The 23,678-nt window shown below is 56.3% G+C and carries 21 protein-coding genes; 14 read left to right on the top strand and 7 right to left on the bottom strand.

The window, feature by feature from the left end; translation table 11 throughout:
• Positions 1–56: 56 nt before the first annotated feature.
• Complete coding sequence (locus KGP22_RS20685; protein ID WP_223580644.1) at positions 57–2,192, bottom strand: intracellular growth attenuator family protein; 2,136 nt, start codon at positions 2,190–2,192, stop codon at positions 57–59.
• A 324-nt stretch (positions 2,193–2,516) separates the two neighbouring features.
• On the opposite strand from KGP22_RS20685, the gene nudE reads away from it, so the two are divergent.
• A complete protein-coding gene (gene nudE, locus KGP22_RS20680) occupies positions 2,517–3,077 on the top strand; it encodes an ADP compounds hydrolase NudE (protein WP_008503041.1) in 561 nt (186 codons plus the stop codon).
• Positions 3,078–3,165: 88 nt separating this feature from the next.
• On the opposite strand, the gene mrcA is transcribed toward nudE, so the two are convergent.
• The gene (gene mrcA, locus KGP22_RS20675) at positions 3,166–5,718 is read right to left on the bottom strand and encodes a peptidoglycan glycosyltransferase/peptidoglycan DD-transpeptidase MrcA (protein ID WP_223580642.1); all 2,553 of its coding nucleotides are present in this window, start codon (positions 5,716–5,718) and stop codon (positions 3,166–3,168) included.
• Between the two features lie 120 nt (positions 5,719–5,838).
• On the opposite strand from mrcA, the gene pilM reads away from it, so the two are divergent.
• From pilM to trpS, 12 genes are all read left to right on the top strand, one after another.
• Positions 5,839–6,615 (top strand): pilus assembly protein PilM, encoded by a 777-nt coding sequence (gene pilM, locus KGP22_RS20670; protein WP_223580640.1) that lies wholly within the window; start codon positions 5,839–5,841, stop codon positions 6,613–6,615.
• Positions 6,612–7,106 (top strand): PilN domain-containing protein, encoded by a 495-nt coding sequence (locus KGP22_RS20665; protein WP_111963768.1) that lies wholly within the window; start codon positions 6,612–6,614, stop codon positions 7,104–7,106. The genes pilM and KGP22_RS20665 overlap by 4 nt, the downstream gene beginning before the upstream one ends.
• A gap of 3 nt (positions 7,107–7,109) precedes the next feature.
• Entirely contained in the window at positions 7,110–7,565 is a 456-nt protein-coding gene (locus KGP22_RS20660; RefSeq protein ID WP_223580638.1) for a HofO, read from the top strand.
• Positions 7,555–7,959: a HofP DNA utilization family protein gene (locus tag KGP22_RS20655; protein WP_223580636.1), complete on the top strand. Its 405-nt coding sequence runs from the start codon at positions 7,555–7,557 to the stop codon at positions 7,957–7,959. The genes KGP22_RS20660 and KGP22_RS20655 overlap by 11 nt, the downstream gene beginning before the upstream one ends.
• A complete protein-coding gene (hofQ, locus tag KGP22_RS20650) occupies positions 7,871–9,109 on the top strand; it encodes a DNA uptake porin HofQ (protein WP_223580634.1) in 1,239 nt (412 codons plus the stop codon). The genes KGP22_RS20655 and hofQ overlap by 89 nt, the downstream gene beginning before the upstream one ends.
• Positions 9,110–9,395: 286 nt before the next feature.
• A complete protein-coding gene (aroK, locus tag KGP22_RS20645; RefSeq protein ID WP_003861630.1) occupies positions 9,396–9,917 on the top strand; it encodes a shikimate kinase AroK in 522 nt (173 codons plus the stop codon).
• A 57-nt stretch (positions 9,918–9,974) separates the two neighbouring features.
• Positions 9,975–11,063: a 3-dehydroquinate synthase gene (aroB, locus tag KGP22_RS20640; RefSeq protein ID WP_111963772.1), complete on the top strand. Its 1,089-nt coding sequence runs from the start codon at positions 9,975–9,977 to the stop codon at positions 11,061–11,063.
• 92 nt (positions 11,064–11,155) lie between these two features.
• Complete coding sequence (damX, locus tag KGP22_RS20635) at positions 11,156–12,472, top strand: cell division protein DamX (protein ID WP_111963773.1); 1,317 nt, start codon at positions 11,156–11,158, stop codon at positions 12,470–12,472.
• A 67-nt stretch (positions 12,473–12,539) separates the two neighbouring features.
• Positions 12,540–13,352 (top strand): adenine-specific DNA-methyltransferase, encoded by an 813-nt coding sequence (dam, locus tag KGP22_RS20630; protein WP_111963774.1) that lies wholly within the window; start codon positions 12,540–12,542, stop codon positions 13,350–13,352.
• Between the two features lie 41 nt (positions 13,353–13,393).
• On the top strand, positions 13,394–14,071 hold the full coding sequence (gene rpe, locus KGP22_RS20625; RefSeq protein ID WP_024907923.1) for a ribulose-phosphate 3-epimerase: 678 nt from the start codon (positions 13,394–13,396) through the stop codon (positions 14,069–14,071).
• Complete coding sequence (gene gph / locus KGP22_RS20620; RefSeq protein ID WP_111963775.1) at positions 14,064–14,825, top strand: phosphoglycolate phosphatase; 762 nt, start codon at positions 14,064–14,066, stop codon at positions 14,823–14,825. Before rpe ends, gph begins: the two co-directional genes overlap by 8 nt.
• Positions 14,818–15,822, top strand: coding sequence for a tryptophan--tRNA ligase (trpS, locus tag KGP22_RS20615; protein WP_115876864.1), 1,005 nt, complete (start codon positions 14,818–14,820; stop codon positions 15,820–15,822). Before gph ends, trpS begins: the two co-directional genes overlap by 8 nt.
• Positions 15,823–15,965: 143 nt before the next feature.
• On the opposite strand, the gene KGP22_RS20610 is transcribed toward trpS, so the two are convergent.
• The 4 genes from KGP22_RS20610 to nirB all read right to left on the bottom strand — a co-directional run bounded on the left by KGP22_RS20610 (position 15,966) and on the right by nirB (position 20,655).
• The gene (locus KGP22_RS20610; RefSeq protein WP_223580632.1) at positions 15,966–16,136 is read right to left on the bottom strand and encodes a YhfL family protein; all 171 of its coding nucleotides are present in this window, start codon (positions 16,134–16,136) and stop codon (positions 15,966–15,968) included.
• 143 nt (positions 16,137–16,279) lie between these two features.
• The gene (cysG, locus tag KGP22_RS20605) at positions 16,280–17,653 is read right to left on the bottom strand and encodes a siroheme synthase CysG (RefSeq protein WP_149367142.1); all 1,374 of its coding nucleotides are present in this window, start codon (positions 17,651–17,653) and stop codon (positions 16,280–16,282) included.
• A gap of 135 nt (positions 17,654–17,788) precedes the next feature.
• Positions 17,789–18,115, bottom strand: coding sequence for a nitrite reductase small subunit NirD (gene nirD, locus KGP22_RS20600; RefSeq protein ID WP_223580629.1), 327 nt, complete (start codon positions 18,113–18,115; stop codon positions 17,789–17,791).
• Positions 18,112–20,655: a nitrite reductase large subunit NirB gene (gene nirB, locus KGP22_RS20595; RefSeq protein WP_223580627.1), complete on the bottom strand. Its 2,544-nt coding sequence runs from the start codon at positions 20,653–20,655 to the stop codon at positions 18,112–18,114. Before nirB ends, nirD begins: the two co-directional genes overlap by 4 nt.
• Before the next feature lie 240 nt (positions 20,656–20,895).
• Here nirB and KGP22_RS20590 point away from each other — a divergent pair, with 240 nt between their 5' ends.
• Positions 20,896–22,197 carry a cytosine deaminase gene (locus tag KGP22_RS20590; RefSeq protein ID WP_149367140.1) on the top strand — a complete coding sequence of 434 codons (1,302 nt, stop codon included), beginning with the start codon at positions 20,896–20,898 and terminating at the stop codon, positions 22,195–22,197.
• An 18-nt stretch (positions 22,198–22,215) separates the two neighbouring features.
• Here KGP22_RS20590 and tsgA read toward each other — a convergent pair whose 3' ends face one another.
• A complete protein-coding gene (gene tsgA, locus KGP22_RS20585) occupies positions 22,216–23,400 on the bottom strand; it encodes an MFS transporter TsgA (RefSeq protein ID WP_115876870.1) in 1,185 nt (394 codons plus the stop codon).
• Positions 23,401–23,678: the final 278 nt, after the last annotated feature.

Raw genomic sequence — 23,678 nt, 5'->3', positions numbered from 1 at the left:
CCAGCCAGAAGAAACGTGCGCGACAGGGTAGCACATCTTGTCGCGCAACGACGTTATCAGATCAGGCTCTCAGACGAGGGGATCAGCTTAGGATTGAGGCAGTTTTCGTAATACTGCTGGATGTCGGCAAGCCGCGTGCGCGAGCGCTGGTAGCGGCGCAGGGCCATAAAACCGTTCCAGAAAATGGCGATCAGCATCGCGGTCATCAGCAGCGAGGTGCCGATGTAGCGCCATAGCCCAGCGCTATCCGGCATCCGGTGCAGGCCGATATGGCGAGTGCCGTTGGCGTCGGTATAAATACTCGTGACAATCCCTTCTGCGCTGAACGGCGTTTGCATCAGCATCTGCGCCAGGCGCTGGAATTGGCTCCACTGCTCCTGCGCCGGATAATCATAAAGCGCCACCTGCGGATAAGGCTGATCGACCAGGTCGCTGCCCTCATCGCTTGCAATTACAAAGCCGCCCGGTGCCGGGCTGTTCAGCGCCTGAGCCGCACGGGTGGTCTCGCGCATCATGAACGGTGACGTCGAGGTAGCGACTAGGTTATCCAGAGATTCAGCGCTAACCGGCCGCAGCAGCACGTTGACGCCATCCAGTCGTCCCGCTTCGGCGCGTTTCACCAGCGAGTCCCAGTCTTTACTGTTCCCGAGGTTTACCAGGGCATTTTTAAGACGTATGCACTCATCCTGAGAGGAACAAAGATCCTGCGTTTTCAGGACGATGTCACCAAAATCATCCAGCAGAACCATGCCCGATTTTTGAATGGCCGAACGCAGTGCGGGACTAACGCGTGAATCATCGTCCGGTTTCGGGTGCAGCTGGCGGTTAACCGTCTGGGTAAGAGCCGTGGCTTTATTCACGACTTCGGATTCCGGCAGCGGCAGCGGCGGTGCGTCGTTCCAGATAATTTGTGAGCAATCGAACGGCATAAACGGTGAGTTCTGGCGCGTGTTCCACGCCCCCGGGGTGTGAATATTACACATCCCGGTTCCCTTCAGGCGCAGCGTGTCCCCCACGCGCACACCGGCTTCATCCAGTTTGTTGACGCTGGTCGCTTCAATGGTTTGCGCCCCTTTGATCCACGACAGGGTGAATTTGATGGGCATATCCAGCGGCACGAAAAGCAGCAGCATGACTAAGACCAGCGCCGCGCCGCCGGCAATGACCGTGCTGCGAAGCCAGTGCTGAAGCGGGAAATTTTTCACTTCATCATGCAGGGATAAGAAGCGCCCCTGACGCACAACGTGGCGGTCAAGGTAGATATCAATATCGGTTTTCTGCCCCAGGTCCTGCGCGATCCACGGTTGCCAGTGGCGCGGGTAGATCAGGTCGATAATACCGAGCGAGATATTGTTGAGATGTTCCTGATCGTTTTCACCGAAGAGGCCCCAGCGCTTTGGCGTTCCGCGCAGGCAGTGGATTTCGCGCAACGAGGTTCTGGCCGGTGGGGCAAAGAGCCCCCAAAGCCCGCCCGCCAGCAGCAGAACCGCACCGCCAGCCAGCCAGGGGACAAACACATCCGGCGTGAGGAGGCAGATAAAAAAGAGCAGGAAGGCAGCAACGATCAGAATGGCTTCGCGGATGCCGTCCGGGCGGCTCAAAGCGTACTCTTCATGGGTTTCCTGGCGAATATTCAGCAGTTCAATCTGCTCAGTCTCTTCGCCACGAATGGAGGCCTGCGTTGAACTGGCGCGTTCCAGCGCAAAACGAGGGGCTTCCTGAAGGTATTCATTCAGCGTATGGCCGTTAAGCGAGATAACCAGGGGCAACGAGTCGGTGTGAATCAGCTCAACGCTGTTTTCGTCGTTAATGTATTGCTCCCAGGACGGGGGCAGATGCACTTCGACGGAATCAAGGTAATAGCGCCATTTGTTAGGGTCATCAGTAGTGATGCCATAGCGCGTGATGGAGCGCGTCACGCAGAGCACGGTATCACTTTGTGCATTAAGATTTAGCGCGACGGGCGCAGCGGTGGCTCCCGTTGGCCCAGGCGTTAACTGAGTACGGTTCAGGATTTCGAGATAGTTTTCAACCGCATCGCGCTCGTCTTGCGTAAGTTTACGCGTGCTCGCACCCGCAAATGCATTTAAAAAGGGCAGGCGATAACGGCGCTGTACGCGGCGCCTGTACAACCACCCTGCAACCAACGCACCGGCCAGCATAGCAGCGAGAACAATCAAAATGGTGCTCATGCTTTCCCCATCTTACTTATCTTCTTACAGGTGTAGTCAGTAGCACCTTTACATTGAATGAGAGTCTGTGGTTGGCTATCGGCAAGTATGGAGTCGAACTTGAGCATTCTGAAGCGCATCCCAGTGACCGGTGATGATAGCAAAGCCTGTTATGGCGCGATATCAGCAAATTCCTGGAAACATTTCAACCTCTTGACATTTGTTTTGAATTGAGGATTGATCCCAAATACGTTGCATAAATGTAAATAAAGAACAATTGACATTGCCGAAACCGTGCAGCGTATCGCACAATAACGCCAGTTCTCACTGCTAAGACCCATCAAGATGAGCAAACCACTACAAAAACCCACCATTCTGAATGTTGAAACTGTCGCCAAATCGCGCCTGTTTAATGTCGAAAGTGTGGATCTGGAGTTCAGCAACGGTGTGCGTCGCGTTTATGAACGTATGCGCCCTTCTTCGCGCGAAGCGGTGATGATTGTTCCCATTGTCGACGATCATCTGATTTTGATCCGCGAATACGCTGTGGGAACGGAATCTTACGAGCTCGGGTTCTCGAAAGGGCTTATCGACCCGGGTGAAACCGTCTTTGAAGCGGCGAACCGCGAGCTGAAAGAAGAGGTGGGGTTCGGGGCTAATGAGCTTTCATTCCTGAAAAAGCTGAGCATGGCACCGTCCTATTTTTCCAGCAAAATGAATATCGTGGTAGCTGAAGATCTCTATCCTGAATCGCTGGAAGGGGATGAGCCGGAGCCGTTGCCGCAGGTTCGCTGGCCGCTAGCGCACCTGATGGATCTGCTGGAAGACCCTGACTTTAATGAGGCCCGCAACGTGAGCGCGCTGTTCCTGGTCCGGGAATGGTTAAAGGGGCAGGGGCGACTGTAATGGCCTGATGCCCTCGCCCCAACCCTCTCCCACGGGAGAGGGAGCAAACACAAAAACGGCAACCAGAGGTTGCCGTTTTGCTTTGTGGTTAGAACAGCTCGTGCGTTTCGCCGTTATCGATGATCTCTGTACCCACCTCGTGCACCGCCTGTGTGGTTGGCTGGGTGCCTTCAATGAAATACTCTTCGCGACTATTACCGCCATTGGCAAGCTGACCGGTGCTGCGGTCGATATTGACCGTCACCACGCCTGGCGGCGGCGTTAACGGCTGCTCCGGCACACCTTCAAGAACGGACTTCATATAGGCATCCCAGGCCGGCTGCGCGCTCTTCGCTCCGCCTTCGTAGCCGGAAATCTGATCCTTAATCGCGCCGGATGCCGTGGTACGACCTAAATCACGGCGGTGATCGTCGAAGCCGATCCAGACTGATGTCACCACGCCCGGGCCGTAGCCGGAGAACCACGCATCTTTCGAGCTGTTGGTTGTCCCCGTTTTACCGCCGATATCATGGCGCTGCAAATCACGACCTGCGCGCCAGCCGGTACCCTGCCAGCCCGGTTCACCGAAGATGTTGGTGTTCAGCGCGCTCTTAATCAGGAACGACAGCGGCGTGTTGATCACATGCGGTGCGTACTCCTGCGCGCCGGTCTGCGCCACCAGCGCCTGGTTCGCCTGCTCGAGCTGCGGCTGTGGCACAACGCCGTTCTGCTGCTCCTGCGACACGGCAGGGTCTTCCATGTCCTTATTCTCAAGCACCTCGGATTTCGGCGTATTGCCATAAATGACCGGAATATCGCAGTCAGGGCAGGCAATTTTCGGCTTCGCTTCGAACAGCACGCCGCCCTGATCGTTTTCGATCTTGCTGATGAAGTACGGGTCAATCAGGAAGCCGCCATTAGCCATCACCGAGTACCCGCGGGCGACCTGAAGCGGCGTAAAGGAGGCTGAGCCTAACGCCAGCGACTCGGTGCGAACGATGTTCTGTGCCGGGAAACCGAAGCGCTGCAGATACTCTGCGGCATAGTCGACGCCCATCGCGCGCATGGCGCGCACCATCACCACGTTTTTCGACTGCCCCAGACCCTGACGGAGACGAATAGGACCGGCATACTCCGCAGGGGAGTTCTTCGGCTGCCAGTCGGAACCCGCACCGGCATCCCAGCGGGAGATTGGCACGTCGTTGAGGATGCTGGCGAGGGTCAGTCCCTTATCCATCGCGGCCGTGTAGAGGAACGGTTTGATATTGGAACCGACCTGACGCAGCGCCTGCGTGGCGCGGTTAAATTTGCTCTGGTTGAAATCAAACCCGCCGACCAGGGCCAGGATCGCACCGTTCTGTGGATTGATAGAGACCAGGGCCGAGTTGACGTCCGGCACCTGTGCCAGCCACCAGGCTTCGCCTACTTTGCGCACCCAGATTTGCTGCCCGGTCTGAACTGCATCGGTCACTTTACGCGGCGTTGCGCCCTGTAGGGTATCCGAGCGGTACGGACGCGCCCAGCGGACACCGTCCATGCGCAGAGAGACGGAGGTGCCGTCCGCGAGCGTCGCAACGGCTTCCTGAGGATCGGCCTGCGTCACCACGGCAGGCAGGAGCGGACCATAGGTTGGCAGCGCCTTCAGCGTACTGGTGATTTTTTTGCTGTCCCACGCGCTTTCGCCCACTTTCCAGAGCACGTTTGACGGGCCGCGATAGCCGTGACGCATATCGTAGTCCATCACGTTGTTCCGTACCGCTTCCTGAGCCGCCTGTTGGACTTTGCGGGTGACGGTGGTGTACACGCGATAGCCATCTTCATAGGCCTTGTCACCATAGCGATTCACCATCTCCTGGCGAACCATTTCGGTCAGATAAGGAGATGCAAAGGCGATCTCAGGGGCGTGGTAGTTAGCGTCAATGACATCGTTACGCGCCTGGTCGTATTCGCTCTGGCTGATGTAGCCTTCGCTCAGCATACGTGACAGGACGACGTTGCGACGCGCGGTGGCGCGATCGAGCGAGTAGAGCGGGTTAAACGTGGATGGCGCTTTTGGCAGACCTGCTATGGTGGCCATTTCGCTTAAGGTGAGTTGCTCAACAGGCTTGCCGAAGTACACCTGTGCGGCAGCCCCCACGCCATAGGCGCGGTAGCCTAGGTAGATTTTGTTGAGGTACAGCTCAAGGATTTCGTCTTTGCTCAGCAGCTGCTCAATACGGATCGCAAGGAATACCTCTTTGATCTTACGTATCAGCGTCTTTTCAGGGCTGAGGAAGAAGTTACGCGCCAGCTGCTGCGTAATGGTGCTCGCTCCCTGAGAGGCGTGACCAGAGAACAACGCAATGCTCGCGGCACGGAAAATTCCCACCGGATCGACACCGTGGTGCTCGTAAAAACGGCTGTCCTCCGTGGCGATAAAGGCTTTCACCATCACGGGTGGAATTTGGTTTAAGGTCAGCGGAATACGGCGCTTCTCGCCATACTGCGCCATCAGCTCGCCATCGGCGCTATAGACTTGCATCGGGATCTGGAGGCGCACATCGCGAAGCGTGGCGACATCAGGCAGCTGTGGCTCAATATATTTGTACAAACCGTAAATCGAGCCTGCTCCCAGCAGAATGCAACAGACTGCAAGGATGAATAAATACTTTACGAACTTCACCGGAGATTTCCCATTTGGTTTCACTTGGGCAGTTTCTAAACAATCGCGCGGTAGTATAAAGGCAAGCCTGATTCATTGATATAGCCGTCAAGACGACGGGCGATAAGGAGATCGTGAAGCATGGCTTTCAAAATATGGCAAACGGGCGTTCATATTCAACAGGATAGGGTGCGAATCGTCTCGTTGGCCCGGGAGAGGTCTGGCTGGTGCTTACGCCGCTGGTGGGCGATACCTCTGGCCGAAGGTATCATTCGTGACGGCAAAATTTGTCAGCCAGAACAGATGGTTGATGCGTTACGCGACTGGCGAAAAACGCTGCCCCACTACCACCGCGTGTTCCTCTCTTTCCCGGCAGCACGCACCCTGCAGCGGTCGCTTCCCCTTCCGGCCGCTGCGCTGCGCGACAGCGAGCAGCTAACATGGCTCGGTGCGGCGCTCGCGCGAGAACTGGAGATGTCTGCCGAAACGCTCTGTTTCGATTACGCGCAGGATACCTTCAGCAATACCTTTCACGTGACTGCCGCGCAAAATAACGAGGTCGACACCCTACTGGCGCTGGCGAAAACGCTGCGTTTGCGGCTGGTAACCATTACTCCGGATGCCAGCGCGCTGGCGAATCTTCTTCCTGCGGTGGCACCAGCGAAATGCATCGCCTGGCGGGACGATCGGCAGTGGCTCTGGGCTATGCGCCACCAGTGGGGACGCCGCTTAACTACCGAAGCAGAAAGCGTGGCTGAGCTGGCGGCGCTGCTGGCTTTTGGGCCGGATGACATCGCGCTGTTTGATAGCCGACGTGACCCGTGGGAAATCCTGGAACGTTACCATGCTCCATTACCGGACTGCGGCGCTGATTATACCGTTGCGCTGGCTTTGGCCATGAGTGAGGTACCCGCATGAGCATCATGAACTTTCTGCCGTGGCGACAGCAGCGGCGCTCGCGATGCCTGCGCTTCTGGGGCGCAATGTGTGTCGGCACAGTGCTGTTGCTGTTCGTGACCATTTTCTGTCTGCGGATGAACCATCTCGTGAGGCTGCGCGCGCTGCAAACGGATCTGACGGGAATGCAGTCCGTGCAGCACGCGCTTGTCGCCCGGCAAAGACTGACCGCACAGGCGCAGATGCCCGTGCAGACCGTGCAACAACGGGCATGGCAACCGGTGCTGGAATCCCTTTCCCGCGCCGTTCCGGCACAGGTCTGGCTGACGGAGTTGCGCTATCAGCCCCCTGCTCTGATGCTGAGCGGGTATGCCATAACCCTGCCGGCCCTGTCTGCTCTGCGCGATGCGCTTGGCCTAATAGCGGATTTTACGCCCGGGACGACGGGTGAGCTTCGGCAGGACAGCCAGGGGCGATGGATGTTCACCCTTCATCTTAAAAGCGAGGGGTAACGCGTGGATACCCTGTTAGAACGCTGGTGCGAAAGCCGTCCCTGGAATCGGGTGCTCTTCTGGTTTCTGGCGAGCCTCCTGGCTGGACTGGCAGCGTGGGGCACCATGCTCAGACCGGTAGACGGGCAGAGTGCCGAACGACAACGCCAGCGGATTCAGGACGTGAGGACGAATGCAGCGTTATGGTCTGCCGTCAGAAAGACGCCGTTTCGTCCGAAAATAACGGAAGCACTGGAGAAGACGCCGTTCTCCCCGCTCGATTTTCAGGGCGATGACGAGAAGCTCGTTCACTGGAAGCCGCTACAGAACGGAGGAGAACTGATGCTGGAGGTAGAGTGGCAGGCTATCCCGGCGCTTTTTTCCCGGCTGGCGCAGCGGGATGTGCAGATCGCCGCTTTCGCGATTACACCACATGGCACAGCGTTGCGCCTGCGGCTGGAGCTAGAACATGCGAAATAGCACGCGATGTTTGCTGGTTTGCTCTGCGCTGCTACTGACCGGTATGCGCGATCCCTTTCACCCGCCGGACGATCCCTGCGCCATTGCCGAGCTGGCGCAGTGGCACTATCGCGGCATGGTGGGTGGACAGCAGGCTATCGGCATTTTACAGGATGGGCAAAAGCGCTGGTATCGGCTGAAAACGCATGAGCACTTTCCGGCAGGCTGGACGATAACAACCATCAATGAAACGGATCTGGTTGTTGATGTGGGTGATACATGTCAACCGGGAAAATGGACGTGGCAACGAGAAGGAAAGGATAAGAATGAATTTACGGATAATGCTGTGGCTGCTGGCGTTCAGCCATCCGCTGTGGGCCGCCGCTCCAAAACCGGTCACGCTGGTGGTGGATGACGTTCCTGTAGCCCAGGTACTACAGAGTCTGGTTGCCCAGGAGAATAGAAATCTGGTGATATCGCCTGATGTCGGCGGCACGCTTTCGCTCAATCTGAAGCGCGTCCCCTGGCGACAGGCATTACAGACGGTTGTCGCCAGCGCTGGCCTCGTTTTGCGAGAGGAGGGCGGCATTTTTTATGTGTATACCGCGGCCTGGCAGCGTGAACAGCAGGAACGCTCGGAACAGGAGCGGGCCCGAAGACAGCTTGATGCGCCGCTGGTGTCTCACAGCATCGCTTTTTCCTATGCCGATGCCGGAGAGCTGCAGAAAGCCGCGGAAAAACTCCTGAGTCCAAAGGGGAGTTTATCCGTCGACACGCGTACCAACCGGCTGCTGATTCGGGATAACCAGACGGTGGTGGAGACTCTACAGCGCTGGGCCGCCCAGATGGATATTCCCGTCGAACAGGTCGAGCTGGCGGCGCACATTGTGACCATTAATGAAAAAAGCCTGCGCGAGCTAGGGGTGAAGTGGAATCTCGCCGACGCCACCGATGCGGGCAAAGTTGGACAGCTCACCACGCTTGGCAGCGATCTTTCCGTTGCCAGCGCCACCAGCCACGTGGGTTTTAACATCGGACGGATCAATGGTCGGCTGCTTGATCTGGAACTCTCTGCGCTGGAGCAAAAACAGCAGGTCGATATTATCGCCAGCCCGAGGCTTCTGGCCTCGCATATGCAACCAGCCAGCATCAAGCAGGGGAGTGAGATCCCGTATCAGGTCTCAAGCGGTGAAAGCGGGGCGACCTCAGTTGAGTTTAAGGAGGCGGTATTAGGCATGGAGGTCACGCCGGTGGTATTGCCGGGGGGGCGCGTGCGCCTGAAATTGCATATTAGTGAAAATATGCCGGGACAGGTTCTGCAGCAGGCTGACGGCGAAACGCTGGCGATCGACAAACAGGAGATTGAAACCCAGGTGGAGGTAAAAAGTGGAGAAACGCTGGCGTTGGGCGGAATTTTTTCGCAGAAAAACAAAACCGGCAGTGACAGCGTGCCCGGGCTCGGGAAAATCCCCTGGCTTGGGCAGCTTTTTCGTCACGATGGTAAGGATAATGAACGGCGCGAGTTAGTGGTGTTTATTACGCCACGTCTGGTCGGTATTCACTGACGGGTAACGATCCCCGCAATGATTTTGCATTCAGTTTGTTGCAGATGTTTGACGTGGGGCATGAATTAGCATACAAGGAGTACCGATTTGAGTTGGACTTACGTCTTATTACCTTATGCGCCCGACGCGGTGATTTAATCAGTTGCCAAACAAGCCGGAGTATTGAGATAATTTTTAGTCTGACTCTCGCTCTATTGCATATGAGGTTTCAGTTCATGTCCTGCTACGCTGGGTGTCTGCGAAGCGGGGATTACCATTAACGAATAGTCTTAGTAGTACCGATAAAATGGCAGAGAAACGCAATATCTTTCTGGTTGGGCCTATGGGTGCCGGCAAAAGCACTATTGGGCGTCAGTTAGCTCAACAACTCAATATGGAATTTTACGATTCTGATCAAGAGATTGAGAAACGAACCGGAGCTGATGTGGGCTGGGTTTTCGATGTAGAAGGCGAAGAAGGTTTCCGTGACCGAGAAGAAAAAGTGATCAACGAACTCACGGAAAAACAGGGCATCGTTCTGGCAACAGGCGGCGGTTCTGTGAAATCTCGCGAAACCCGTAACCGTCTCTCCGCCCGTGGCGTAGTGGTCTATCTTGAGACGACTATCGAGAAACAGCTGGCACGTACGCAGCGCGATAAAAAGCGCCCGCTGCTGCAGGTTGAAACGCCACCACGCGAAGTTCTGGAAGCATTGGCCGATGAACGCAATCCGCTGTATGAAGAGATTGCCGATGTGACCATTCGTACTGACGACCAGAGCGCTAAAGTGGTTGCAAACCAGATTATTCATATGCTGGAAAGCAACTGATTCTGGCTTTATATACACTCGCCTGCGGGTAAAAGCATTAAAGGTGGATGTCGCGTCATGGAGAGGATTACAGTTACTCTCGGGGAACGTAGTTACCCTATCACCATCGCGGCTGGTTTGTTTAACGACCCAGCTTCCTTTTTACCACTGAAAGCGGGTGATCAGGCGATGCTGGTCACCAATGAGACGCTGGCTCCGCTTTATCTCGACCGCGTACGCCATCTGCTTGAGCAGGCGGGCGTAAAAGTCGACAGTGTGATTCTCCCCGATGGCGAGCAGTATAAAAGCCTGACGGTACTGGATACCGTCTTTACCGCATTGCTGCAAAAACCGCACGGTCGCGATACAACACTGCTTGCCCTGGGCGGCGGTGTTGTGGGCGATCTGACCGGCTTTGCGGCCGCAAGCTATCAGCGCGGCGTCCGTTTTATTCAAATCCCAACCACGTTGCTGTCCCAGGTCGACTCCTCTGTGGGTGGCAAAACGGCAGTCAACCATCCGCTCGGCAAAAACATGATTGGCGCGTTCTACCAGCCTGCATCGGTGGTGGTGGATCTCGACTGTCTGAAAACCCTGCCGAAGCGCGAACTGGCTTCGGGTCTGGCGGAAGTGATCAAATACGGCATTATTCTGGATGGCGAGTTCTTTGTCTGGCTTGAAGAGAATATGGATGCGTTGCTGGGCCTGGATGAGGCTAAACTGGCATACTGCATTCGTCGTTGCTGTGAGCTGAAAGCAGAAGTTGTCGCAGCCGACGAGCGTGAAACGGGCTTACGTGCTTTACTGAATCTTGGGCATACGTTTGGTCACGCGATAGAAGCCGAAATGGGTTACGGCAACTGGCTGCACGGTGAAGCCGTCGCGGCCGGAATGGTCATGGCAGCCCGCACCTCTGAACGCCTCGGACAGTTCAAACCGGAAGAGACGGCACGTATCATTGCGCTGCTTGAACGTGCAGGTTTGCCGGTGACCGGGCCGCAGGAGATGTCGGCGCAAGCGTATTTACCCCACATGATGCGCGATAAAAAAGTATTGGCAGGTGAGATGCGTCTTGTACTCCCGCTTGCAATAGGGAAGAGTGAAGTGCGCGGCGGAGTGCCGCACGATGTCGTTCTTGGCGCTATCGCTGATTGTCAGCAGGCGTAACAACTAGAAAGGTCAGGCCACTGTCGCAGGTGGTCGTTTAGCTTCAGGTGAAATGCAAAGTCGTTGGCATAAGCCTTTGAGTGGGGTGTTAAATGGATGAATTCAAACCAGAAGACGAGCTGAAACCCGATCCCAGCGATCGTCGTACTGGTCGTTCTCGTCAATCTTCAGAACGTGATAACGAGCCGCAGATCAACTTTGACGATGTTGATCTGGATGCAGACGATCGTCGCCCTTCGCGCAGCCGCAACGCGCACGAAGAGCGAGCAGAAGAGGATTATGAGTCCGAAGAAGATTCAATGGACGAACAGCCTGTAGAGCGTCGCCCGCGTAAACGTAAAAAAGCCGCTGCGCCGAAACCGGCTTCCCGCCAGTACATCATGATGGGCCTTGGCGTTCTGGTGCTTGTGCTGCTGATTGTCGGCATTGGCTCCGCGCTTAAAGCGCCGTCAACGAACTCAACCGAGCAAACGGCTTCCGCTGAGAAGAGCATCAACCTGTCCGGTAACGATGCGACCAATCAGGCGAATGGTGCTCAGCCTGCACCGGGTGCGACTTCTGCAGAGCAGACCGCAGGCAACACCACAGCGCCGCAGGATGTTTCTCTGCCGCCCGTTTCTTCAACCCCTGCTCAGGGCCAGGCACCTGCTACGCCTGAAGGTCAGCAGCGCGTAGAAGTTCAGGGAGACCTGAACAATGCGCTGACGCAGCCGCAGAACCAGCAGCAGGTTGATAACGTCGTGGTTAACTCCACGCTGCCAACCGAGCCGGCAACCGTTGCCCCGATTCGCGGTGGTAACGCCCAGCCACAAACGGCTGCGACGGAAAACAAACCGCGCCAGACGCAAACTGCGACACGTCCTGAACGTAAGCAGGCGGTGATTGAGCCTAAGCGTGAAACCAAACCTCAGTCAGTAGTCAAAGCGCCTGAAGTGAAAGCCGTACCGGCACAGCCGAAACATACTGAAACGGCGGCGGTGAGCGAGCCTGCGAAAGCGCCAGTCACGCAGACGGCGCCGAAAGCAACGGCGACCACAACAGCACCGGCTGCCACAGCTGCGCCTGCAGCAACGACTCCAGCAGCCACGGCAACAGCCTCCAGCAGCGCCGCAGGCAAAACTGCAGGTAACGTTGGTTCGCTGAAGTCTGCGCCATCCAGCAACTACACGCTGCAGCTGAGCAGTTCGTCTAACTATGACAACCTCAACAGCTGGGCGAAGAAATCAAATCTGAAAAACTATGTTGTTTATCAGACGACCCGTAACGGTCAGCCCTGGTACGTGCTGGTCAGCGGCGTGTATTCGTCCAAAGATGAAGCGAAACGTGCCGTTGCGGCACTGCCAGCGGATGTTCAGGCGAAAAACCCCTGGGCGAAGCCGATTCATCAGGTTCAGGCCGATCTGAAGTAATGTTTAAAGCGCAGGATGCTGTCGGAGCTTTCTCCACAGCCGGAGAAGGTGTAATCAGTTAGTCAGCATGAAAAAAAATCGCGCTTTTCTGAAATGGGCAGGGGGGAAATACCCCCTGCTCGATGATATTAAAAAGCACCTGCCTGAAGGCGAGTGTCTAATCGAGCCTTTCGTGGGTGCAGGATCGGTGTTCCTCAACACCGATTTTTCTCGTTATATCCTGGCGGATATCAACAACGATCTTATCAGCCTCTATAACATCGTTAAGCTGCGCACCGAAGAGTATGTCGCAGAGGCGCGCAAACTGTTTACGCCAGAGAACAACACCCCTGACGTCTACTATCAGTTCCGCGCGGAGTTTAATCAGAGCCAGGATCCATTCCGTAGAGCGCTGCTATTCCTCTATCTCAACCGTCATGGTTACAACGGCCTGTGCCGGTATAATCTTCGTGGGGAATTTAACGTGCCGTTTGGTCGCTATAAGCGCCCGTATTTCCCGCAGGACGAGCTGTATCACTTTGCCGAAAAAGCGCAGAACGCTGAGTTTCATTGCCTCTCCTATGAAGAGTGTATGGAGCTGGCAGGCGTAAACTCGGTGGTTTACTGTGATCCGCCTTACGCACCATTGTCTGCAACGGCGAATTTCACCGCTTATCACACCAACAGCTTCAGCCCGGCCGAACAGGCTCGTCTGGCTGAGATGGCGGAAAAGCTGGTCAGCAAAAGAATTCCGGTGTTAATTTCAAATCACGACACGCCTGATACGCGCGAATGGTACAAAGCCGCGAAGCATTTTCAGGTTAAGGTGCGGCGTAGCATTAGCAGCAACGGCGGCACGCGTAAAAAGGTGGACGAACTTCTGGCTCTTTATCGCCCCTGAGCCGTTTTGCCCGCCGGTAAACACATTTCAAGGAGAAGCGGATGAAACAGTTTTTGATTGCTCCCTCAATTCTGTCGGCCGATTTTGCCCGCCTGGGTGAAGACACTGCCAAAGCTCTCGCGGCTGGTGCAGATGTTGTCCATTTCGACGTTATGGACAACCACTACGTCCCTAATCTGACCATTGGCCCAATGGTGCTCAAAGCATTACGTAACTACGGCATTACCGCCCCGATCGACGTTCATCTTATGGTGAAGCCTGTTGATCGCATCGTGCCTGACTTCGCCGCAGCGGGTGCCAGCATCATCACTTTCCATCCGGAAGCCTCTGAACACGTAGATCGCACGCTGCAGCTGATCAAAGAGAACGGTTGTAAAGCGGGCCTGGTGTTTAACCCGGCCACGCCGCTGAGCTATCTCGATTATGTCATGGATAAACTGGACGTGATTTTGCTGATGTCCGTTAACCCGGGCTTTGGCGGTCAGTCGTTTATCCCCCACACGCTGGATAAGCTGCGTGAAGTACGCCGTCGCATTGATGAGTCAGGTTACGATATTCGTCTGGAAGTGGACGGCGGTGTGAAAGTGAATAACATTGGTGAAATTGCGGCGGCAGGTGCGGATATGTTCGTTGCCGGTTCAGCCATTTTCGACCAACCGGATTACAAAAAAGTCATTGATGAAATGCGCCGCGAGCTGGCGAAGGTAAGTCATGGATAAATTGCAGGCAATTCGGGGTATCGCATTTGACCTCGACGGCACGCTGGTCGACAGCGCGCCGGGCTTAACGAGCGCCGTAGACCAGGCGCTGTACGCGCTTGAACTCCCCGTTGCGGGTGAAGAGCGTGTCGTCACGTGGATTGGCAACGGGGCCGATGTTCTGATGGAGCGCGCGTTGACGTGGGCGCGTCAGGAGCGTGCGTCACAGCGTTCCGCCCAGGGTAAACCGAGCGTCGATCACGCGGATATCCCGCAGGAAGAGCAGCTGCGTATTCTGCGCAAACTGTTCGATCGTTTCTATGAAGAGACGGTCGAAGAGGGCAGCTTCCTGTTCCCGGACGTTCAGGAAACGCTGAGCGCGCTGTCCGCGAAGGGCATTCCGCTGGGACTGGTGACCAACAAACCGACACCTTTTGTCGCACCTCTGCTGGAAGCGCTCGATATCGCGAAGTATTTCTCCGTGATTGTGGGCGGCGACGACGTGCAAAATAAAAAGCCCCATCCGGAACCGCTGCTGCTGGTGGCAGGAAAATTATCCTTAACGCCTGCGGAGCTGCTCTTTGTCGGCGATTCACGCAATGATATTCTGGCTGCCCGCGCGGCTGGATGTCCTTCCGTGGGGTTAACCTATGGCTACAACTACGGTGAAGCCATCACGCTGAGTGAGCCGGACGTTGTTTTCGACCACTTCAAAGATTTGTTGCCCGCTCTCGGGCTTTCGCACAGTGAAAATCAGGAATTGAACAATGACTAAGCCCATCGTTTTTAGTGGCGCACAGCCTTCAGGTGAATTGACCATTGGTAACTACATGGGTGCGCTACGTCAGTGGGTCAGCATGCAGGATGAGTACCATTGCATTTACTGCATCGTCGATCTCCATGCGATTACCGCGCGTCAGGATCCTGAGAAGCTGCGCAAAGCCACGCTGGACACCCTGGCGCTGTACCTGGCCTGCGGTATTGATCCAGAGAAGAGCACCATCTTCGTTCAGTCTCACGTGCCGGAGCACGCGCAGCTGGGCTGGGCGCTGAACTGCTACACCTATTTCGGCGAGCTGAGCCGCATGACCCAGTTCAAGGATAAATCTGCCCGCTACTCTGAAAACATCAACGCCGGACTGTTCGACTATCCGGTGCTGATGGCGGCAGACATCCTGCTGTATCAAACCAACCAGGTGCCGGTGGGTGAAGACCAGAAGCAGCACCTGGAGCTGAGCCGCGATATCGCCCAGCGCTTTAACGCGATCTATGGCGATGTGTTTAAAGTACCTGAGCCATTCATTCCGAAGTCCGGCGCGCGCGTCATGTCGCTGCTTGAGCCGACCAAGAAGATGTCCAAGTCTGACGATAACCGCAATAACGTTATCGGCCTGCTGGAAGATCCAAAATCGGTGGTGAAAAAACTCAAGCGCGCGGTCACGGACTCCGACGAACCGCCTGTTGTGCGCTACGACGTGCAGAACAAAGCGGGCGTCTCCAACCTGCTCGATATCCTCTCCGGTGTGACCGGTCAGAGCATCCCTGAGCTGGAAAAACACTTCGAAGGCAAGATGTACGGCCACCTGAAAGGCGAAGTGGCAGATGCCGTTTCCGGCATGCTTACTGAGCTGCAGGAGCGTTATCACCGCTACCGTAACGACGAAGCTTTCCTGCAGAAAGTGATGAAAGAGGGCGCGGAAAAAGCCAGCGCGCGCGCGTCCGAAACCCTGAAAGCGGTGTACAACGCGATTGGGTTTGTTGCGAAGCCTTGAGTCTGCTTGCCGGGTGTCGCTAACGCTTACCCGGCCTACAGGATCGTGTAGGTCGGGTAAGGCAAAGCCGCCACCCGACAAAAAACACACTCTCCAAAACTAAAAAACCGGGACATCCCGGTTTTTTTACGCCTGTAAAACGCTTACTGCTGTGCCGCCGGACCGCAACCACCGATGATCTTCGAAATGGAGATCGCCGGGTGCAGCAGGTAATCGTAGCTGCAGTTATTTTTGGTGTTCTGTACATGACCGGTACAGGCAGTCAGAGTCGATAACAGGCCAACCAAAACGGCGGCCTCTGCCAGTTTGAACATACGCATTCCTTGTCTTAAAAACGAAAGTTAGATGTAAATCAAGGGAATAAAGGGGAAAGTTCCACTTCGGGGCAGTATGTTATCGACAGCGGTAAGAGGGGAGTAGTCCGTATAGGGACTACTCCGGAAAGGAAGAATATGCGTTAGTGATTCGAGAACCAGTTCAGCTTATCGCGCAGCTCAACCACGCGGCCCACCACGATCAGCGCCGGGCTTTCGACCTGCTGCGCCAGCTCGCCCAGCTGCGTCAGCACGCCATCCACTACGCGCTGCGTAATGGCGGTGCCGTTTTCGACCAGCGCGACGGGCATATCCGCATTCATACCGTGTTCCAGCAGCTTCGCCTGAATCGTGGCGGCCTGGTTTAGCCCCATGTAGAACACCAGCGTCTGCTTTTCAGCGGCCAGGTTATGCCAGTCCAGCTCGCTGCCGGTTTTAAGATGCCCCGTCACCAGACGCACGCTTTGGGCGTAGTCGCGGTGGGTCAGCGGAATGCCAGAGTACGCTGAACAGCCGGATGCCGCCGTAATGCCCGGCACGACGGAGAAGGGAATACCCGCGTCACAGAGAGTTTCCAGCTCCTCGCCGCCGCGACCAAAGATAAACGGATCGCCACCCTTAAGGCGCACCACGCGTTTACCTTTCTGCGCCTCGCGCAGAAGGATCTGGTTAATCTCCTCCTGCGGCACGCAGTGGTAGCCCGCCCGTTTGCCCACGAAGACGCGGTCGGCATCGCGGCGCACCAGGTTCATAATGTCATCGGAGACCAGGCGATCGTAAACCACGGTATCGGCCTGCTGGATCTGCTGTAGCCCTTTTAGCGTCAGCAAGCCCGCATCGCCGGGGCCTGCGCCCACCAGCACCACTTCACCGCGGTGCTCCAACGGCTCGCTCAGCAGCTGTTCGGTGGTCTCTTCAACGGCTTTGGTGTCCTGATTCGCCAGCGACTGCGCCAGCCTGTCGTTCACAAAGAATTTTTCCCAGAAGCGACGACGCTCGCCCACGGTCAAAAAGGTTTGCTTCACGCGGGAGCGGAGCTGCCCGGCGTAATGCGCAATCTGACCAAGATGCTGCGGCAGCAGGGCTTCCAGCTTTTCCCGCAGCAGGCGGGCGAGAACCGGGGAGCGTCCGCCGGACGATACGGCTATCATCAGCGGCGAGCGGTCGATAATCGACGGCATGATGAAGCTGGCCTCTTTCGGCGCATCCACCACGTTGCAGAAAATTCTGCGCGCTTCGCAGGCATCGCTCACGCGCTGGTTCACTTCATCGTCATCCGTCGCTGCAATGGTCAGCCAGCAGGTATCCAGCAGGGACTCATCAAACTCTCCCTGTTCCAGCGTGAGCATCCCTTCCTGAGCCCAGACCTCAAACTGTGGGGCGAAGGCAATGGCGTTAACGGTCAGTCGGGCGCCAGCCTCTAACAGCAGGCGCGCTTTGCGTTCAGCTACGTCGCCGCCGCCCACGAGCAGGCAGTCGCGGTTGCGTAATTGACAAAAAATCGGCAGGTGATCCACGACGTTACCTCGCAGCATTCATGGAGGGGGTAAGAATTGACGTCAGGATAACAGCAGGAATCGTACAAAACATACGGTTTTTCCTGCCGTTACCCATAAGGGGTCATAAGCCTTTCCTATTGAAAAGGCGAGGGGTTACGCTTTCAGCTGCACCTCGCCGTCCTTCACGCGGACGTCGTAGTGTTTGACCGAGAAGCTTTCATCTTCCATGCAGAGTCCGTCGGTTAAGCGGAAACGTTGCTTTTTCAGCGGGCTGGCGACCCACAGTTCACCCTGATGCTCGGCAATCAGTCCGCGGGAGAGCACGCTGGCCTCGAAGAACGGGTCGATATTGCTGATGGCGAAAACCTGTTCATCGTGGCGAGGGCGAAAAATCGCCACCTGCTCGTTGCCCAGCAGCGCACAGACGCCGGTGGCGGGGAGAATGTCGTTAATATCGCAAATGTTTATCCACTGGCTCATGCGTTTTCCTCCACCAGCGTAACCGGAATGCGTTCATACGGTGTCGCCGGACGATGCTGTTCACGCTCCGGCACTACCTGCACGTTCGGGTCGCGCTGGGTGCTATTTATGAAGTGTTTGAAGCGCATCTGCGCCGCCGGGGTGTTGACGGTTTCCGTCCATTCGCAGATCACCGCCTCGCGCAGGCGGGCCATCTCGGCTTCCAGATGCTCGTTCAGGCCCAGCTTGTCGTCGATAATGACTGATTTAAGGTAGTCGATGCCGCCTTCCAGGTTATCGAGCCAGGAAGCGGTACGGGTCAGCTTATCGGCGGTGCGGATATAGAACATCATGAATCGGTCGAGATACTGAATCAGCGTGTCGCGATCGAGATCCGCCGCCAGCAGGTCCGCATGGCGCGGTTTCATCCCGCCGTTGCCGCACACATAGAGGTTCCAGCCTTTCTCGGTGGCAATAATACCCACGTCTTTACCCTGCGCTTCCGCACATTCGCGGGTGCAGCCGGAGACGCCAAACTTCATTTTGTGCGGGGTACGGATGCCTTTGTAGCGGTTTTCCAGCTCAACGCCGAAGCCCACGCTATCCCCGACGCCGTAGCGACACCAGGTGCTGCCCACGCAGGTTTTCGCCATGCGCAGCGCTTTGGCGTACGCGTGGCCGGTTTCGAAGCCTGCTTCAATCAGCTGACGCCAGATTTCCGGCAGGTCGTCCTTCTGCGCGCCAAACAGGCCGATACGCTGGGAGCCGGTGATTTTGGTGTACAGGTTAAATTCCCGTGCGATACGGCCCACCGCGACCAGCCCTTCCGGCGTGATTTCGCCGCCGGCGGAACGTGGAATCACGGAGTAGGTGCCGTCTTTCTGGATGTTGGCCAGGAAATTGTCGTTGGTGTCCTGCAGCGGCGTATGCTCGGGCTTGAGCACGTACTCGTTCCAGCAGGAGGCCAGCAGGGAGCCGACGGTCGGTTTACAGACTTCGCAGCCGTAGCCCTGGCCGTGCTTCGCCAGCAGTTCGTCGAAGGATTTGATGCCCTCCACGCGGATCAGGTGATACAGCTCTTGGCGAGAATACGCGAAGTGCTCGCACAGGTTGTTGTTCACCTCGATGCCCTGTTTCGCCAGTTCGGCGTTCAGCACCTGAGTGACCAGCGGAATACAGCCGCCGCAGCCGGTACCGGCTTTGGTTTCGGCTTTCAGGGCCGCAACGGTGTGGCAGCCTTTGTTGATGGCGGAGATCAGCATGCCTTTGGTAACGTCGAAGCAGGAGCAAATCTGCGCGCTGTCCGGCAGTTTATCCACGCCGATTGACGGCTTGCCGCTGGAGGCATGAGCCGGAAGGATCAGCGCGTCCGGGTTTTCCGGCAGTTCGATGGCGTTGAGCACCAGCTGGAGCAGATTGCCGAAGTCGCTGGTGTCGCCCACCAGCACCGCGCCGAGCAGGGTTTTGTTGTCCTGGCTGACGATGAGTCGTTTGTAGACCTCTTTGCTTTCGTCGAGATAGACATAGCTGCGGGAATTCGGGGTGCGGCCATGCGCATCGCCAATACCGCCGACATCAACGCCCAGCAGCTTCAGCTTGGCGCTCAAGTCTGCGCCGGTAAAGGCGTTTGCGCTGCCGAGGATATGGTCCACTGCGACCTGTGCCATTTTGTAGCCGGGCGCCACCAGACCGTATACGCGGTTGTTCCAGCTGGCGCATTCGCCAATCGCGTAGATATCCGGATCGGAGGTCTGGCAGGTGTCGTTAATTATGATCCCGCCGCGCTGCGCCACGGCAAGACCGCACTGGGTCGCCAGCTTGTCGCGCGGACGAATACCGGTGGAGAAGACGATGAAGTCCACTTCCAGCTCGCTGCCGTCGGCAAAGCGCATGGTTTTTCGCGCTTCAGTCCCTTCCTGAACGATCTCTTTGGTGTTCTTGCTGGTGTGAACCTTCACGCCCATGCTTTCGATTTTACGACGCAGCTGGTCACCGCCCATGTGGTCGAGCTGTTCTGCCATCAGCATCGGGGCAAATTCGATGACGTGGGTTTCAACGCCGAGGTTTTTCAGCGCGCCTGCCGCTTCCAGGCCCAGCAGGCCGCCGCCCACCACCGCGCCGCGTTTGCTTCGACGCGCGCAGGATTCGATGGCGTTAAGGTCTTCAATGGTACGGTAGACGAAGCAATCCTGAGTTTCCGAGCCTTTAATTGGCGGGATCCACGGATAGGAGCCCGTCGCCATGATCAGCTTATCGTAAAAAACCGTACGCCCGGCGCTGGAGTGGATCACTTTTTCCTGACGGTTGATGGTGATAGCGCGTTCGCCCACCAGCACTTTTACGCCATGCTTCTCGTAGAAACCTTCACGCACCAGAGAGAGCTCTTCGGCGGTATGATGGGAGAAGTAGGAAGACAGGTGCACACGGTCGTACGCCTTACGGGGTTCTTCACAGAACACGGTAATATCGAACTGCTCAGCATCGGCCTTATCGAGAAGATCCTCAATAAAGCGGTGGCCGACCATGCCGTTACCGATGATAGCGAGTCTGAGTTTGCTCATTATTGCCTCGATTTCTTTTCTATTATTGCCTACCTTAACGATTCAGCAGGGGCGCTTATTGATGCAAATCAAATACGTCTTAGCCTACTCCTTAGGTGGTATGCGACTGATTTGTCAGGATTTTTATAAGTGGCGGAAATCGCAGGCTTTTCGTGCTCGTTGAATTTGTGTACAAATCAGGAGATGGTTTTGCCAAAATCGATACGCCTGAAAATCAGCGGCGTTTTTTAGGGGAAGGGTATGTCTACAACACCGTTATGGCTTGTTCAGAATGTTCGTTTACCGGGTCGGGAAGGGCTGTGGCAGCTCGCCATTGAGAACGGGCGATTTGGTGACATCACCCCGATGGACGACACCCACGCCGAAAGTTATGAAGTATTGAATGCGCGCGGTGGGCTGGCTATCCCGCCGTTCATTGAGCCGCATATCCATCTTGATACGACCCAGACGGCGGGCGAGCCGAACTGGAACCAGTCCGGCACGCTGTTTGAGGGCATTGAGCGCTGGGCGGAGCGCAAGGCGTTGCTCAGCCATGACGACGTGAAAGCGCGCGCCTGGAAAACGCTGAAGTGGCAAATCGCTAACGGCATCCAGTTTGTCCGCACCCATGTGGATGTCTCCGACCCGACGCTTACCGCCCTGAAGGCGATGCTGGAGGTGAAGCAGGAGGTGGCCCCGTGGGTAACGCTGCAAATCGTTGCGTTTCCGCAGGAAGGGATTCTCTCTTACCCGAACGGCGCGGCGCTGCTGGAAGAGGCGTTAAAGCTGGGCGCCGACGTGGTGGGGGCGATCCCACACTTCGAGTTCACCCGCGAGTATGGCGTGCAGTCGCTGCATATCGCTTTTGAACTGGCGAAGAAGTATGACCGTCCGCTGGATATCCACTGCGATGAAATCGACGACGAGCAGTCGCGGTTTGTCGAGACGGTGGCAGCGCTGGCGTATGAGGCCGGCATCGGCCCGCGCGTGACGGCCAGCCATACCACCGCCATGCACTCCTACAACGGCGCTTACACCTCGCGGCTCTTCCGTCTGCTGAAGATGTCGGGGATTAACTTCGTCGCTAACCCGCTGGTCAATATCCACCTGCAGGGGCGCTTTGATGACTATCCGAAGCGTCGCGGCATCACCCGCGTGAAAGAACTGCAGGAAGCAGGTATTAACGTCTGCTTTGGTCATGACGATGTCTTCGACCCGTGGTACCCGCTCGGCACCGGCAACATGCTGCAGGTGCTGCATATGGGGCTGCACGTCTGCCAGATGATGGGCTATCCGCAAATCGACAGCGGCCTGAACCTGATTACCCATAACAGCGCCCGCACCTTTGGCCTGAGCGATTACGGTATTGCTACGGGAAACCCGGCAAACCTGATTATTTTGCCTGCGGAGAGTGGGTTTGAAGCGGTGCGCTGTCAGGTGCCGGTGCGCTGGTCGATTCGTCAGGGGCGAATTATTGCCACCACGCAGCTGGCGCAGACCTGGATCCAGATGGATAACGGAGGAGAAGAGGTGAGCTTCGCCAGAAATAGCCCCTCTGCGTAATGCAAAGGGGCGCAGGGTTTAGTGCGATGCCGCTGCCGCGTTGTGCTGGCGGTGGCGGGTCACGAAGCCCAGAACGAAGCACATGATGAACACCACGGCGTACAGACCGTTCGCGGTGTGCAGCGCGGCCAGCGGGCCGCTGTGGGCAACGATCGGGCCCGTCACCACGAAGGTCAGCATGGTGCCGATGGTGCCGCAGGTCAGAACGAAGTTAACCAGCTTCGGCGAAGCCACTTTGGTCTGCAGGGAGCCCAGGGTGATGATCGAGGTGTAAATCGCGCTGGAGAAGAAGCCCAGGGTCAGAATGAACCACGGCATATGTTCCGGGGAGCCGTTAATGAACAGATACATCAGCACGGTCGCCAGGCCCGCCAGCACGGTCAGAATGCGCTGCAGGTCGAAGAAGCGCAGGATGAAGCTAAACGCCCACATGCCGAACATGTAAGACATCCAGAAATCGCTCACCAGTTTACCCGCATCGTTCAGGCTCATACCCAGACCTTTGGCGTATTCCGGTACCCAGGAGATAAAGCCCAGCTGGCCCAGGATGTAGCACAGGGCGGCGATGGAGAGGAACAGTACGCCGATACCCCATTTCTCTTTCGCGACGGGTTCTGCAGTGGTTTGCGCTTTTTTGCCCAGCACCGGGAACTCGCAGCCGAAGGTCAGAATAAAGATCGCCACGTAGACCAGACCAATGCAGGCATAGACCCAGTACCACTCAATGCTGCGGGCCAGCAGAACGGCCGCGACCATTGGGAAAATCATCCCGGCCATGCTGAAGAAGGAGTCGGTAAACAGCAGACGCGCGCCGCGCTGGCGGCCTTCATACATATGGGTAATCAGGAACGTACCAATCGACATAGTGATCCCGCTGACCAGACCGAGAACGAACATGGCGGCGGAGAACAGGGCGATGCTGTGGCTTAGCATCAGACCCGCCACGGCGGCGACCATCAGTACAAAGCCAAAGCGTAACTGGGTTTTCAGCGGGACGATTTCCATCAGCCAGGCATTCAGGAAGATAGAGATCAGGATCCCCGCGTTGAGGAAAGTGAAGGTGTTACTCATGCTGGAAACGGGCAGATGGAAGTAGTCTGCGATATTCCCCATCACCATCCCGGTGACGATCACCAACGCGCCGGTCAGGGCGTAGGAGAAGAAGCTGATCCATGTGAGCTTGATGCGATTGCTGTTAGTCATGTCTGGCCTGTTCAGAAAAAGAAAAGCGCCCAGGGGGCGCTGAGAGCGGGCAGATTTTAGTCGTTAAAGTGATCTATTCCTATCTTTTAAGGGCAATGAATGTGTCATTGCAGGTTTTGGTGTGATCTAAATCACATTAATTGGCGGCATAACCAATCGTTTGCGTAGTAATAATTGTTTCAACTTCGTAAAATTAGGTAAAAGGCTGGTCTCCGTTCATACTGCTCTTTAGAATCAAGCCATTCGCTTTTTATACTGCGCTTTGTTAAGGAATTCTC

Source organism: Enterobacter sp. JBIWA005 (assembly GCF_019968805.1).
Taxonomy (GTDB): domain Bacteria; phylum Pseudomonadota; class Gammaproteobacteria; order Enterobacterales; family Enterobacteriaceae; genus Enterobacter; species Enterobacter vonholyi.
This window is presented reverse-complemented; position numbering and strand designations above follow the sequence as displayed.

Excerpts from the sequence above, each read along its gene's own strand:
- KGP22_RS20685 (WP_223580644.1), bottom strand. The coding sequence starts at position 2,192 with ATGAGCACCATTTTGATTGTTCTCGCTGCTATGCTGGCCGGTGCGTTG.
- nudE (WP_008503041.1), top strand. The coding sequence starts at position 2,517 with ATGAGCAAACCACTACAAAAACCCACCATTCTGAATGTTGAAACTGTC.
- pilM (WP_223580640.1), top strand. The coding sequence starts at position 5,839 with ATGGCTTTCAAAATATGGCAAACGGGCGTTCATATTCAACAGGATAGG.
- KGP22_RS20665 (WP_111963768.1), top strand. The coding sequence starts at position 6,612 with ATGAGCATCATGAACTTTCTGCCGTGGCGACAGCAGCGGCGCTCGCGA.
- KGP22_RS20655 (WP_223580636.1), top strand. The coding sequence starts at position 7,555 with ATGCGAAATAGCACGCGATGTTTGCTGGTTTGCTCTGCGCTGCTACTG.
- hofQ (WP_223580634.1), top strand. The coding sequence starts at position 7,871 with ATGAATTTACGGATAATGCTGTGGCTGCTGGCGTTCAGCCATCCGCTG.
- aroK (WP_003861630.1), top strand. The coding sequence starts at position 9,396 with ATGGCAGAGAAACGCAATATCTTTCTGGTTGGGCCTATGGGTGCCGGC.
- aroB (WP_111963772.1), top strand. The coding sequence starts at position 9,975 with ATGGAGAGGATTACAGTTACTCTCGGGGAACGTAGTTACCCTATCACC.
- damX (WP_111963773.1), top strand. The coding sequence starts at position 11,156 with ATGGATGAATTCAAACCAGAAGACGAGCTGAAACCCGATCCCAGCGAT.
- dam (WP_111963774.1), top strand. The coding sequence starts at position 12,540 with ATGAAAAAAAATCGCGCTTTTCTGAAATGGGCAGGGGGGAAATACCCC.
- rpe (WP_024907923.1), top strand. The coding sequence starts at position 13,394 with ATGAAACAGTTTTTGATTGCTCCCTCAATTCTGTCGGCCGATTTTGCC.
- gph (WP_111963775.1), top strand. The coding sequence starts at position 14,064 with ATGGATAAATTGCAGGCAATTCGGGGTATCGCATTTGACCTCGACGGC.
- trpS (WP_115876864.1), top strand. The coding sequence starts at position 14,818 with ATGACTAAGCCCATCGTTTTTAGTGGCGCACAGCCTTCAGGTGAATTG.
- KGP22_RS20610 (WP_223580632.1), bottom strand. The coding sequence starts at position 16,136 with ATGTTCAAACTGGCAGAGGCCGCCGTTTTGGTTGGCCTGTTATCGACT.
- nirD (WP_223580629.1), bottom strand. The coding sequence starts at position 18,115 with ATGAGCCAGTGGATAAACATTTGCGATATTAACGACATTCTCCCCGCC.
- nirB (WP_223580627.1), bottom strand. The coding sequence starts at position 20,655 with ATGAGCAAACTCAGACTCGCTATCATCGGTAACGGCATGGTCGGCCAC.
- KGP22_RS20590 (WP_149367140.1), top strand. The coding sequence starts at position 20,896 with ATGTCTACAACACCGTTATGGCTTGTTCAGAATGTTCGTTTACCGGGT.
- tsgA (WP_115876870.1), bottom strand. The coding sequence starts at position 23,400 with ATGACTAACAGCAATCGCATCAAGCTCACATGGATCAGCTTCTTCTCC.